10 protein-coding genes are annotated in these 12959 nt (G+C 60.9%); all 10 read left to right on the top strand.

The annotated features are described in order from the left end of the window. The first annotated feature begins 118 nt into the window (after positions 1–118). The 10 genes from ACQKPS_RS07005 (at position 119) to ACQKPS_RS06960 (ending at position 12929) form a co-directional block, all read left to right on the top strand. Positions 119–2926: an LPS-assembly protein LptD gene (locus tag ACQKPS_RS07005; RefSeq protein ID WP_313203285.1), complete on the top strand. Its 2808-nt coding sequence runs from the start codon at positions 119–121 to the stop codon at positions 2924–2926. Continuing rightward, positions 2907–4226: a peptidylprolyl isomerase SurA gene (gene surA / locus ACQKPS_RS07000; protein ID WP_254481666.1), complete on the top strand. Its 1320-nt coding sequence runs from the start codon at positions 2907–2909 to the stop codon at positions 4224–4226. The genes ACQKPS_RS07005 and surA overlap by 20 nt, the downstream gene beginning before the upstream one ends. Beyond that, complete coding sequence (pdxA, locus tag ACQKPS_RS06995; protein ID WP_254481667.1) at positions 4223–5212, top strand: 4-hydroxythreonine-4-phosphate dehydrogenase PdxA; 990 nt, start codon at positions 4223–4225, stop codon at positions 5210–5212. The genes surA and pdxA overlap by 4 nt, the downstream gene beginning before the upstream one ends. Further along, the gene (gene rsmA / locus ACQKPS_RS06990; RefSeq protein ID WP_254481668.1) at positions 5209–6009 is read left to right on the top strand and encodes a 16S rRNA (adenine(1518)-N(6)/adenine(1519)-N(6))-dimethyltransferase RsmA; all 801 of its coding nucleotides are present in this window, start codon (positions 5209–5211) and stop codon (positions 6007–6009) included. Before pdxA ends, rsmA begins: the two co-directional genes overlap by 4 nt. Before the next feature lie 146 nt (positions 6010–6155). Further along, entirely contained in the window at positions 6156–6536 is a 381-nt protein-coding gene (gene apaG, locus ACQKPS_RS06985; protein WP_054885219.1) for a Co2+/Mg2+ efflux protein ApaG, read from the top strand. Next, positions 6536–7402, top strand: a complete 867-nt coding sequence (locus ACQKPS_RS06980) for a symmetrical bis(5'-nucleosyl)-tetraphosphatase (protein WP_283725010.1) — start codon at positions 6536–6538, stop codon at positions 7400–7402. The genes apaG and ACQKPS_RS06980 overlap by 1 nt, the downstream gene beginning before the upstream one ends. Before the next feature lie 13 nt (positions 7403–7415). Further along, positions 7416–7745 (top strand): thiosulfate sulfurtransferase GlpE, encoded by a 330-nt coding sequence (glpE, locus tag ACQKPS_RS06975; RefSeq protein WP_254481670.1) that lies wholly within the window; start codon positions 7416–7418, stop codon positions 7743–7745. Between the two features lie 283 nt (positions 7746–8028). Next, positions 8029–9951, top strand: a complete 1923-nt coding sequence (locus ACQKPS_RS06970; protein WP_085676236.1) for a PrkA family serine protein kinase — start codon at positions 8029–8031, stop codon at positions 9949–9951. A gap of 141 nt (positions 9952–10092) precedes the next feature. After that, positions 10093–11364, top strand: a complete 1272-nt coding sequence (locus tag ACQKPS_RS06965; protein WP_099813724.1) for a YeaH/YhbH family protein — start codon at positions 10093–10095, stop codon at positions 11362–11364. Then, positions 11361–12929, top strand: coding sequence for a SpoVR family protein (locus tag ACQKPS_RS06960; RefSeq protein WP_254481671.1), 1569 nt, complete (start codon positions 11361–11363; stop codon positions 12927–12929). Before ACQKPS_RS06965 ends, ACQKPS_RS06960 begins: the two co-directional genes overlap by 4 nt. The last annotated feature ends 30 nt before the right edge of the window (positions 12930–12959 follow it).

Raw genomic sequence — 12959 nt, 5'->3', positions numbered from 1 at the left:
CGACGGCCCTAGCCGTCAAGCGGGTCATGCTTTATTATCCAGCATCTTTTTCAGACCATCGAGAGGCGTGCGGCCCCACACGCGGGCAGATGGCACGCAGGAAGCCCGGACTAATAAGATGGCATTGAAATCCCCCGCGTTTCGTAGAAAGTTTCCGTTGCTGGTAACCGGCGGTCTGCTGGCCATGCAACCTCTTGCCACCCCTCACGCGGTGGCAGCCGAGCAGTTCGACTGCCAAGTGTCCGCCTCCGGTGGTTGGGACTGCAAGCCCAAGACCCCAGCCAACAACCTGCCTCCGCGCCCGGTGCACGAAGGTGCTGCGCTCACTTCCGGCACCGAAGCCGAGCCGGCCGAGGCCGAGAGCGCTGACAAGCCGATGCTGGTCACCGAGGCCAAGGGCCGTGGCCTGAAGTCGCGCAGCGCAGATTACAGCCACCTCGACTGGGTTCCGCGCGAGAAGCTCACTGCCGCCCAGCTGGCCGAAACCGGCCCGTATTGCGGCGGTGCGTATATCGAGCCGACCCGCCCGGGCATGGCCGACTCCACGCCGAAGGACGAGTCGCCGACCTACATCAACGCCAAGGTCTCCAAGTACCAGCAGGAGCAGCAGATTGCCACCCTCGCCGGTGACGTGGTCATGCGCCAGGGCAGCATGCAGGCCGAAGCCGACGAAGCCAACCTGTACCAGGCCGAGAACCGTGGCGAGCTCAAGGGCAACGTCAAGATCCGCGACAACGGCTCGCTGGTCGTCGGTGACCAGGCGCAGATTCAGCTCGATACGGGCGAAGCCCAGGTCGACAACGCCGAATACGTGATGCACAAGTCGCACATCCGCGGCAACGCCCTGTACGCCAAGCGTGGCGAAAACGCCATCATCCGCCTCAAGGACGGTACGTACACCACCTGCGAACCTGGCAGCAACGCCTGGCAGCTGAAGGGCAACAACATCACCCTGAACCCGGCGACCGGTTTCGGTACCGCGACCAACGTCACCCTGCGGGTCAAAGATTTCCCGGTGCTCTACACACCGTACATCTACTTCCCGATCGACGACCGTCGCCAGTCCGGCTTCCTGCCGCCGTCGTTCAGCAGCACCAGCGACACCGGCTTCATGCTGGTCACGCCTTACTACTTCAACCTGGCGCCCAACTATGACGCCACGTTGTACCCGCGCTACATGACCAAGCGCGGCCTGCTGATGGAAGGCGAATTCCGCTACCTGACCAAGTCCAGCGAAGGCCAGTTCGGCGGCGGCTACCTCAACGACGAGGACGACGATCGCAAGCTGCAGACGGACTACAAGAAAGAACGCTGGATGATCAACTGGCAGCACAAAGGTGGCCTGGACGAGCGCCTGATGACTGAAGTTGACTACACCGACATCAGCGATCCGTTCTACTTCCAGGACCTGGAAACCGACCAGATCGGTGTCAAGAGCCGGGATGTGGTAAACCAGCAAGGCGCCCTGACCTGGCGTGGCGACACCTACACCGCTCGCCTGAATGCGCAAGCGTACGAGATGGCGACCCTGTCGCAGATCACCCCGTACAACAAGCTGCCGCAGATTACCCTCAATGGTATGCTGCCTTACCATCCAAGCGGGTTCGACCTCAGCTACGAGACCGAAGCCGTACGCTTCGATCGCGACCTGAAGAACGACTTCGTGACCAATAAAGATGGGGATCCGGATGACACTGCTGGCGTTCCTGGCCAACGTCTGGATGAAAACATCTTCGGTGTAGCACGTGCCAACGGTACTCGTCTCAACGTAGCGCCAGCCATCAGCCTGCCGATGACAGCCAGCTACGGCTACATCACGCCGAAGCTGAAGTATATGTACACGCACTACGACCTAGACTTGGACGGCAAAGGTAAGAACGACCTCATTACCCAGCCAGGTCGTATTCCGCTAGAAGGCGACTTCAACAGCACTCAAGACCGTGACGTTCCAATCTTCAGCGTCGACAGCGGCCTGTACTTCGACCGCAACACCTCACTGTTCGGTACCAACTACAAGCAGACCCTTGAACCGCGCATGTACTACCTCTACGTCCCGTACAAGGACCAGAAGGACATCCCGCTGTTCGACACGAACGAAACACTGTTCAGCTACGACTCGCTGTTCCGCGACAACCGCTTCTCCGGCACCGACCGTATTGGTGACGAGAACAAACTGTCGCTGGGCGTGACCACCCGCTGGATCGAGGACAACGGCTTCGAGCGTCAGAACTTCAGCATCGGCCAGGCTTACTACTTCAAGGACCGCAAGGTTCAGCTGCCAGGTATCAACTACCGCGACCGCACGGACTCTCAGTCCGACGTATCGCCGTACGCACTGCTTTACAACTACTACTTCAACCGCGACTGGCGCTTCAATTCGGACTTCAACTGGGACCCGGACAGCCACACCACCCGCTCGGGCAGCGCGATGTTCCACTACCAGCCTGAAGACAACCCGAACAAGGTGGTCAACGTCGGTTATCGCTACCGCAATGACACCATCGCCTACGACTCCACCACCGGTACCTGGAAAGTAGGCGGCGGCGACTATGGCACGCCGGGCGATCCAAACTACATCAAGGATTACTACAAGATCCAACAGCACGACTTCTCGGTCATCTGGCCGGTCGTGCCTCAATGGAGCGTGATCGCCCGCTGGCAGCACGACTACAACCGCAACCGTACCCTGGAAGCCATGGGCGGTTTCGAGTACGACAACTGCTGCTGGAAGCTGCGCCTGATCAACCGTTACTGGGTCGATTACGACGATTTCAGCCAGGCCACCCCGGCAAACGAAAAGGGTGACCACGGCATCTTCCTGCAGATCGTGCTGAAAGGCCTCGGTGGTGTAGTGGGCAATAAAGTCGAATCGTTCCTCGACCAAGGCATTCAAGGTTACCGTACACGTGAAGACCAAGCTTATTGATCGACTGCGCCCGGTGTTGCTGGGCGCTGCATTGCTGAGTGGCGCGGTGCATGCCGCGGTACAACCCATCGACCGCGTGGTGGCTATCGTCGACAACGACGTGGTCATGCAAAGCCAGCTGGACCAACGCGTCCATGAGGTGCAGCAGACCATCGCCAAGCGCGGTGGCGGCGTACCACCGACCAGCGCACTGGAACAGCAGGTACTGGAACGGCTGATCGTCGAGAACCTGCAGCTGCAGATTGGCGAGCGTTCGGGCATCCGCATCACCGACGAAGAACTGAACCAGGCCATCGGCACCATCGCCCAGCGCAATGGCATGTCCCTGGACCAGTTCCGCGCCGCCCTCGCCCATGATGGCTTGTCGTTCGACGATGCCCGTGAGCAGGTCAAGCGCGAGATGATCATCAGCCGCGTGCGTCAGCGTCGCGTTGCCGAGCGCATCCAGGTGTCCGAGCAGGAAGTGAAGAACTTCCTCGCCTCGGACATGGGCAAGATGCAGATGTCGGAAGAGTACCGCCTGGCCAACATCCTCATCCCGACCCCGGAAGCCGCCAACTCGGACGACATCCAGAAAGCTGCACGCAAGGTCGGCGAGCTGTACCAGCAACTGCGCCAGGGCGCCGACTTCGGCCAGGTGGCGATTGCCAACTCGGCCAGCGAAAACGCCCTGGAGGGTGGTGAAATGGGCTGGCGTAAAGCGGCCCAGCTGCCACCGGACTTTGCCAAGATGCTCAGCAGCATGGCAGTCGGCGACATCACTCAGCCAATCCGCATCCCCAACGGCTTCATTCTTCTCAAACTCGAGGAGAAGCGCGGTGGTGGCGAGAACGTGCTGCGTGACGAAGTGCACGTGCGCCACATCCTGATCAAGCCGAGCGAAATCCGCAGCGAAGCAGCCACCAAGCAGCTGGCCGAGCGTCTGTACGAGCGTATCCAGAACGGCGAAGATTTCGCCGAACTGGCGAAGAGCTTCTCGGAAGACCCAGGTTCGGCACTCAACGGCGGCGACCTCAACTGGGTCGACCCGAACAGCCTGGTACCGGAGTTCCGCGAGCAGATGGCCGACGCCCAGCAAGGCGTGGTGACCAAGCCATTCAAGACCCAGTACGGCTGGCACGTCCTGGAAGTGCTGGGCCGTCGCGCTACCGACAGCACCGAACAGGCGCGTGAGCAGCAGGCCATGAACGTGCTGCGCAACCGCAAGTATGACGAAGAGCTGCAGACCTGGCTGCGCCAGATCCGCGACGAAGCCTACGTTGAAATCAAGCTGCCTGGCGCTGACCAGGCCGCGAAGTGAAGCCCCTGCGCTTCGCCGTCACCCCCGGCGAACCAGCCGGCATAGGCCCTGACCTGTGCCTGCTGCTCGCCGCCGACGCCCAGCCCCATCCGCTGATAGCCATCACCAGCCGCGACCTGCTCACCGAGCGGGCCACGCAGCTGGGGCTGGCGGTCAACCTGCTACCGGTATCGCCAGGCCATTGGCCTGACCAGCCTGCGCCTGCTGGCAGCCTGTACGTATGGGATACACCCTTGGCTGCAGCCGTGGTGCCGGGCCAGCTGGACAAGGCCAACGCGGCGTTCGTGCTGGAAACGCTGACCCGTGCCGGCCAAGGTTGCCTTGATGGGCAATTCGCCGGGATGATCACAGCGCCAGTGCACAAGGGCGTGATCAACGAAAGCGGTATCGCCTTCTCCGGCCATACCGAATTCCTTGCCGACCTGACCCGCACCGCCCAGGTGGTGATGATGCTGGCCACCCGTGGCTTGCGCGTCGCCCTGGTAACCACGCACCTGCCGCTGCGGGACATTGCCGACGCCATTACTGCCGAACGTGTGGAACGGGTTACCCGCATCCTGCACGCCGACATGCGCGACAAGTTCGGCATCGCCAACCCGCGCATCCTGGTCTGCGGCCTCAACCCGCATGCCGGGGAAGGCGGCCACCTTGGCCGCGAAGAAATCGACATCATCGAGCCGACGCTGGCCCGCCTGCGCACCGAAGGCATGGACCTGCGCGGCCCACTGCCGGCCGATACCCTGTTTACCCCCAAATATCTGGAGCACTGCGATGCAGTGCTGGCGATGTACCACGACCAGGGCCTGCCCGTACTCAAGTACAAAGGCTTTGGCGCAGCCGTCAATGTGACCCTGGGCCTGCCGATCATCCGCACATCGGTCGACCACGGCACCGCCCTGGACCTCGCCGGAAGCGGCAAGGTCGACACCGGCAGCCTGCGCGTAGCCCTGGAAACCGCCTACCAGATGGCCGAGAACCGACCATGAACGAGCACTACCAACACCGGGCGCGCAAGCGCTTCGGCCAGAACTTCCTGCACGATGCAGGCATCATCGATCGCATCCTGCGCGCCATCAACGCCAAGGCCGGCGAACACCTGCTGGAAATCGGCCCGGGCCAGGGCGCCCTGACCGAAGGCTTGCTGGGCAGTGGCGCTCAGCTGGACGTTGTCGAGCTGGACAAGGACCTGGTCCCGATCCTGCAGCACAAGTTCGCTGGCCGCGATAATTTCCGCCTGCACCAGGGCGATGCGTTGAAGTTCGACTTCAACCAGCTGGGCGTACCACCCCGCAGCCTGAAGGTGGTCGGCAACCTGCCGTACAACATCTCTACGCCGTTGATCTTCCACCTGCTCAGCCACGCCGGACTGATCCGTGACATGCACTTCATGCTGCAGAAGGAAGTGGTCGAGCGTATGGCTGCCGGCCCAGGCGGGGGTGACTGGGGTCGCCTGTCGATCATGGTGCAGTACCACTGCCGTGTGGAACACCTGTTCAACGTCGGCCCAGGCGCGTTCAACCCGCCGCCAAAGGTCGACTCGGCAATCGTGCGCCTGGTTCCGCACGATGTGCTGCCGCACCCGGCCAAGGATGCACGGTTGCTGGAGCAGGTGGTGCGTGAAGCGTTCAACCAGCGTCGCAAGACCCTGCGCAACACCATGAAAGGCCTGCTCGACAGCGCCGCCATCGAGGCCGCTGGCGTGGATGGCAGCCTGCGCCCTGAACAGCTCGACCTGGCGGCATTCGTGCGCCTGGCCGATCAGCTGGCCGACCAGCAGGCCTGATTCAGCCTGCACCGGCCCTTTCGCGGGTAAACCCACGAAAGGGCCGGCACTGACAGCACAAATCCCCCAAGCCTCTACACCGCTGGCCCTCCCCCCTGCCAATGGCCTAGACTGCATTATTGCGTCAGCTCGCCCAAGGCCCTTGCATGTCCGACCCTCGCTATCAGATCGACGTCAGCGTCGTGACCCGTTACCTGAAAGACCAATCCGACCCCGAAAGCAGTCGCTTCGCCTTCGCCTACACCATCACCGTGCAGAACAACGGCCTGGTCAAAGCCAAGCTGCTGTCACGCCATTGGCTGATCACCAACGGTGATGGCGAAGTCGAGGAAGTGCGCGGTGCCGGCGTGGTCGGCCAGCAGCCGACCATCGAACCGGGCCAGAGCCACACCTACAGCAGTGGCGCGGTGATCAGCACACGAGTCGGCACCATGCAGGGCAGCTACGAAATGTTCGCCGAAGACGGCAAGCGCTTCGAAGCCGACATTGCACCCTTCCGCCTCGCGGTGCCTGGAGCACTGCACTGATGGCTACCTACGCCGTCGGAGACCTGCAGGGCTGCCTTGGCCCGCTCAAGTGCCTGCTCGCGCAGGTCAACTTCAACCCGGCGGTCGACCGTCTCTGGCTGGTCGGCGACCTGGTCAACCGCGGCCCCGAGTCGCTGGAAACCCTGCGATACCTCTATTCGATCCGGCAGTCACTGGTGTGCGTGCTGGGCAACCATGATCTGCATCTGCTGGCTGCCTGGCAAAATGTCGAGCGCTTGAAGAAGAGCGACACCCTGCGCGAGGTCATCGAGGCACCCGACGCCGATCAGTTGTTCGACTGGCTGCGCCAGCAGAAGCTCCTGCATTACGACGAGCCCCGCGGCATCGCCCTGGTTCATGCCGGCATCCCGCCACAGTGGACCCTTGGCCAGGCCCTGAAGCTCGCTGCGGAAGTCGAAGAAGTGCTGCGCGACGACGGCCGTTTGAAGCTGTATCTGGATGGCATGTACGGCAATGAGCCGAACAAGTGGAGCAAACACCTCACCGGTATCGAGCGCCTGCGGGTCATCACCAATTACCTTACGCGCATGCGCTTCTGCACCCCCGCAGGCAAGCTCGACCTCAAGAGCAAGGAAGGCCTGGGCACCGCACCCAAGGGCTATAAACCCTGGTACGCCCACAAAGACCGCCGCTCCCGCCACGTGACGATCATTTTCGGCCACTGGGCTGCGCTCCAGGGCCAGGTCGACGAGCCTGGCATCATCGCCCTGGACACCGGGTGCGTGTGGGGAGGCGCCATGACCCTGTACAACGTTGACAGCGGTGAATACCACCGTTGCGACTGCACCGACGACGGCAATGTCCGTCTGCCGGCACAACCCACTACACTGAACGATCAATCCTGAAGAGAGCCGTACCATGAGCGAATTCAAGCGCATCCCTCCCGAGCAGGCCCTGGCACTGCGCGAGCAAGGTGCGGTAGTCGTCGACATTCGCGACCCGCAAGCCTTTGCCGCCGGCCACATCACCGGTGCCAGGCATCTGGATAACCATTCGGTCGCCGAGTTCATCCGCAATGCCGACCTGGATGCCCCGACCCTGGTGGTCTGCTACCACGGCAACTCCAGCCAGAGCGCAGCCGCCTATCTGGTCGGCCAGGGTTTCTCCGAGGTGTATAGCGTCGATGGCGGCTTCGAACTGTGGCGCGCCACCTACCCGGAAGAGACCGCGACAGGCGCTGCCGAATAATTTTTTCATAATTACTGCAGCCCGCGCCCCACGCGGGCTCGCACCCTACCTGACGAACGGTCGTCGGTAACTTCTCCGCTGCACGCCCTTGACCTTGCGGATAACCAACTATTCTTAAGCGCAGGCCATCCAAAAAAAGGGGAGAGCCGGTACACCGGCGTGCGGGTCATCGGTAGCGTTTCAGGGTGTTCTGGGGGGTATACAGCAATCGGCGAACCCGGTTGCATGCCAGCATCAGCTGACTGATCCGGCGTCGTCTCCACGTATCGAGCGAGGTGACGTCATGAGTATTTTTAGCCACTTCCAACAACGCTTCGAGTCTACGCGCCAGGAAGAACTCTCGCTGCAGGAGTACCTCGAGCTGTGCAAAGAGGATCGCAGTGCCTACGCCTCGGCGGCTGAACGGCTGTTGCTGGCCATCGGTGAGCCAGAGCTGATCGACACCTCTACCAACTCCAGGCTGTCGCGAATATTCTCCAACAAGGTCATTCGCCGGTATCCGGCCTTTGCCGACTTCCATGGCATGGAAGAGTGCATCGACCAGATAGTTTCGTACTTCCGCCATGCCGCCCAAGGCCTGGAAGAGAAGAAACAGATCCTTTATCTGCTGGGCCCGGTAGGCGGTGGTAAATCGTCGCTGGCCGAGAAGCTCAAGCAGTTGATGGAAAAGGTGCCCTTCTACGCAATCAAGGGCTCGCCTGTGTTCGAGTCCCCCTTGGGCTTGTTCAACGCCACTGAAGACGGGGCCATTCTCGAGGAGGAGTACGGCATCTCTCGACGCTACCTGAACACCATCATGTCGCCTTGGGCCACCAAGCGCCTGCAGGAGTTCGGAGGTGATATCAGCAAGTTCAGGGTAGTGAAGCTGTACCCCTCGATCCTTAACCAGATCGCCATCGCCAAGACCGAGCCGGGCGACGAGAACAACCAGGACATTTCCGCCCTGGTCGGCAAGGTCGATATCCGCAAGCTCGAGGAATTCCCGCAGAACGACGCCGATGCCTACAGCTATTCGGGTGCCCTGTGCCGGGCCAACCAGGGCCTGATGGAATTCGTCGAAATGTTCAAGGCGCCGATCAAGGTCCTGCACCCCTTGCTCACCGCCACCCAGGAAGGCAACTACAACAGTACCGAGGGCCTTGGGGCCATTCCCTATACCGGTATCCTGCTGGCGCACTCCAACGAATCGGAGTGGCACACCTTCCGCAACAACAAGAACAACGAGGCGTTCATCGACCGGATCTACATCGTCAAGGTGCCGTACTGCCTGCGCGTGAGCGACGAAATCAAGATCTACGACAAGCTGCTGGTCAACAGTTCACTGGCCAAGGCCCATTGCGCGCCAGACACGCTGAAGATGCTCGCCCAGTTCACCGTGCTGTCACGCCTCAAGGAGCCGGAAAACTCCAATATCTACTCGAAGATGCGCGTCTACGACGGCGAAAACCTCAAGGACACCGACCCGAAAGCCAAGTCGATCCAGGAGTACCGCGATGCGGCGGGCGTCGACGAAGGCATGAACGGCCTGTCGACCCGCTTCGCCTTCAAGATTCTCTCCAAGGTGTTCAACTTCGACCCGCATGAAGTGGCAGCCAACCCGGTGCACCTGTTGTACGTGCTGGAACAGCAGATCGAGCAGGAACAGTTCCCGGCGGAAGTACGCGAGCGCTATCTGCGCTACCTGAAGGAGTACCTGGCACCGCGCTACATCGAGTTCATCGGCAAGGAAATCCAGACGGCCTACCTCGAGTCCTACAGCGAGTATGGCCAGAACATCTTCGACCGCTACGTGCTGTACGCCGACTTCTGGATCCAGGACCAGGAATACCGCGATCCGGAAACCGGCGAGATCCTCAACCGCATCGCCCTCAACGAAGAACTGGAAAAGATCGAGAAACCGGCAGGCATCAGCAATCCGAAGGACTTCCGCAACGAGATCGTCAACTTCGTGCTGCGTGCCCGCGCCAACAACAACGGCAAGAACCCGAGCTGGCTCAGCTACGAGAAGCTGCGGGTGGTGATCGAGAAGAAAATGTTCTCCAACACAGAGGACTTGCTGCCGGTCATCAGCTTCAACGCCAAGGCCAGCAAGGAGGACCAACAGAAGCACAACGACTTCGTCACGCGGATGGTGGAACGTGGCTACACCGACAAACAGGTGCGCCTGCTGTCGGAATGGTACCTGCGGGTCAGGAAATCGCAATAAAGCGGCAAGCTACAAGCCGCACGCTTCAAGCTGCCCAGCGCTGGGCACAAGCCCGGCGCCGTAGCTTCAGGCAGCGGTGGCTGCTCATTCCAGCAGCCTGAAGCTTGTGGCTTGCAGCTGCTCCCAGCTACCGGAGGGACCATGAGCTACGTTATCGACCGACGCCTGAACGGCAAGAACAAGAGCACGGTCAACCGCCAGCGCTTCCTGCGGCGTTACCGCGAACACATCAAGAAGGCCGTCGAAGAGGCCGTGAGCCGCCGTTCCATCATGGACATGGAACATGGCGAACAGATCAGCATTCCGGGACGGGACATCGATGAACCGGTGCTGCACCATGGTCGTGGCGGCAAGCAGACCATCGTGCACCCTGGCAACAAGGAATTCACCGCTGGCGAGCATATCCCTCGGCCACAAGGCGGCGGGGGCGGCGGCGGCCGGGGCAAGGCCGGCAACTCCGGCGAGGGGATGGACGACTTCGTCTTCCAGATCACCCAGGAAGAGTTTCTCGAATTCATGTTCGAAGACCTCGAACTGCCCAACCTGGTCAAACGCCACCTGACCGGCGCCGACACCTTCAAGACCGTGCGTGCCGGCATCGCCAACGAGGGCAACCCGTCACGCATCAACATCGTTCGTACCCTGCGCTCGGCCCACGCCCGGCGCATCGCCCTGACCGGCAGCAGCCGTGCGCTGCTGCGCGAAGCACAGAAGGAACTGGACCGGCTGAAGATCGAAGAACCCGACAACTTTACCGATATCCAGGAAGTCGAACAGGAAATCGAACGACTCAAGGCACGCATCAACCGCCTGCCCTTCCTCGACACGTTCGACCTCAAGTACAACCTGCTGGTCAAGCAACCCAATCCCAGTTCCAAGGCGGTGATGTTCTGCCTGATGGACGTGTCCGGCTCGATGACCCAGGCCACCAAGGACATCGCCAAGCGCTTCTTCATCCTGCTGTACCTGTTCCTCAAGCGTAACTACGACCGCATCGAGGTGGTGTTCATACGCCACCACACCAGCGCCCGCGAAGTGGACGAGGAAGAATTCTTCTATTCCCGGGAAACTGGCGGCACCATCGTCTCCAGTGCGCTCAAAATGATGCAGGAGATCATGGCTGAACGTTACCCGGCCGCCGACTGGAACATCTATGCCGCCCAGGCCTCCGACGGCGACAACTGGAACGACGACTCGCCGATCTGCCGCGAGATCCTGTCCAAGCAGATCATGCCGCATGTGCAGTACTACACTTACGTTGAGATTACTCCGCGCGAGCACCAGGCGTTGTGGTATGAGTACGAGCGAATCGGCGAAGCCTTCCCCGACACATTCGCCCAGCAGCAGTTGGTATCGGCCGGCGATATCTACCCGGTCTTCCGTGAACTCTTCCAGCGCAGGTTAGCCACATGACCGCCAGAGCACAGAGACGCCAACCCATTTCCACCGGGTCCGAGTGGACGTTCGAGCTGATCCAGACCTACGATCGGGAAATCAGTCGGCTGGCCGAGCGTTACGCCCTGGATACCTACCCCAACCAGATCGAGGTGATCACTGCCGAGCAGATGATGGATGCCTACGCGTCCGTCGGCATGCCGCTGGGTTATCACCACTGGTCCTACGGCAAGCAGTTCCTCAGTACCGAGAAGTCCTACAGCCGGGGCCAGATGGGCCTGGCGTATGAGATCGTGATCAATTCCGATCCGTGCATCGCCTATTTGATGGAAGAGAACACCATGTGCATGCAGGCACTGGTGATTGCCCACGCCTGCTACGGCCACAACAGCTTCTTCAAAGGCAATTACCTGTTCCGCACCTGGACCGATGCCACATCGATCATCGATTACCTGGTGTTCGCCAAGCAGTACATTGCCCAGTGCGAGGAACGCCATGGTATCGATGCCGTGGAAGACCTCATCGACTCCTGCCACGCGCTGATGAACTACGGCGTGGACCGCTATAAACGCCCCTATCCAATCTCCGCTGAAGAAGAACGCCGGCGTCAGAAAGACCGCGAAGAGCACCTGCAGCGGCAGATCAACGACCTGTGGCGCACGATTCCAAAGAGCGCCGATAAGGGCGGTGACCGCGACGATGCCCGCTTCCCTTCCGAACCACAGGAAAACATCCTCTACTTCATCGAAAAGAACGCCCCGCTGCTCGAACCCTGGCAGCGCGAGGTGGTGCGCATCGTGCGCAAGATCGCCCAGTACTTCTACCCACAGCGCCAGACCCAGGTGATGAACGAAGGTTGGGCCACCTTCTGGCACTACACCCTGATGAATGATCTGTACGACGAAGGCCTGATTACTGAAGGCTTCATGATTGAGTTCCTGCAGTCCCACACCAGCGTGGTGTTCCAGCCCGGTTTCGACAGCCCGTACTACAGCGGCATCAACCCGTACGCGCTGGGCTTTGCCATGTACACCGACATCCGCCGCATGTGCGAAAACCCGACGGAGGAAGATCGCCGCTGGTTCCCCGACATTGCTGGCAGCGACTGGCTTTCTACCATCAAGTTCGCCATGAGCAGCTTCAAGGACGAGAGCTTCATCCTGCAGTACCTGTCACCCAAGGTGATGCGGGACCTGAAGCTGTTCAGCATCCTCGATGACGACCAGCGCGACGACCTGCTGGTACCGGCCATCCATGACGAGGCGGGTTATCGGATCATTCGTGAGCAACTCGCTGCCCAATACAACCTCGGCAACCGTGAGCCCAACGTGCAGATCTGGAGCATCGACCGCCGCGGCGACCGCTCGCTGACCTTGCGCCACCAGCAACACAACCGCAAACCGCTGGGCGACTCCACCGAGGAAGTGCTCAAGCATCTGCACCGCTTGTGGGGCTTTGATATCCACCTGGAGACGGTACAGGGCGACCAGGTGGTCAAGACCCATCACATGCCACCGCGCGGGGAACATGCCGAGAGCGGCGACTACGGGCGCATGGACCTCGCCGTCATCCACCACCTCTGATTGCACCGCCATTACTGCCAACAGGTTATC

The organism is Pseudomonas sp. NPDC086566 (genome assembly GCF_050280885.1).
Classification (GTDB): domain Bacteria; phylum Pseudomonadota; class Gammaproteobacteria; order Pseudomonadales; family Pseudomonadaceae; genus Aquipseudomonas; species Aquipseudomonas vlassakiae.
Note: the sequence above shows the minus strand (reverse complement) of the source record. Positions and strands in the feature narration are given on the sequence as shown.

Excerpts from the sequence above, each read along its gene's own strand:
- ACQKPS_RS07005 (WP_313203285.1), top strand. The coding sequence starts at position 119 with ATGGCATTGAAATCCCCCGCGTTTCGTAGAAAGTTTCCGTTGCTGGTA.
- rsmA (WP_254481668.1), top strand. The coding sequence starts at position 5,209 with ATGAACGAGCACTACCAACACCGGGCGCGCAAGCGCTTCGGCCAGAAC.
- apaG (WP_054885219.1), top strand. The coding sequence starts at position 6,156 with ATGTCCGACCCTCGCTATCAGATCGACGTCAGCGTCGTGACCCGTTAC.
- ACQKPS_RS06980 (WP_283725010.1), top strand. The coding sequence starts at position 6,536 with ATGGCTACCTACGCCGTCGGAGACCTGCAGGGCTGCCTTGGCCCGCTC.
- glpE (WP_254481670.1), top strand. The coding sequence starts at position 7,416 with ATGAGCGAATTCAAGCGCATCCCTCCCGAGCAGGCCCTGGCACTGCGC.
- ACQKPS_RS06970 (WP_085676236.1), top strand. The coding sequence starts at position 8,029 with ATGAGTATTTTTAGCCACTTCCAACAACGCTTCGAGTCTACGCGCCAG.
- ACQKPS_RS06965 (WP_099813724.1), top strand. The coding sequence starts at position 10,093 with ATGAGCTACGTTATCGACCGACGCCTGAACGGCAAGAACAAGAGCACG.
- ACQKPS_RS06960 (WP_254481671.1), top strand. The coding sequence starts at position 11,361 with ATGACCGCCAGAGCACAGAGACGCCAACCCATTTCCACCGGGTCCGAG.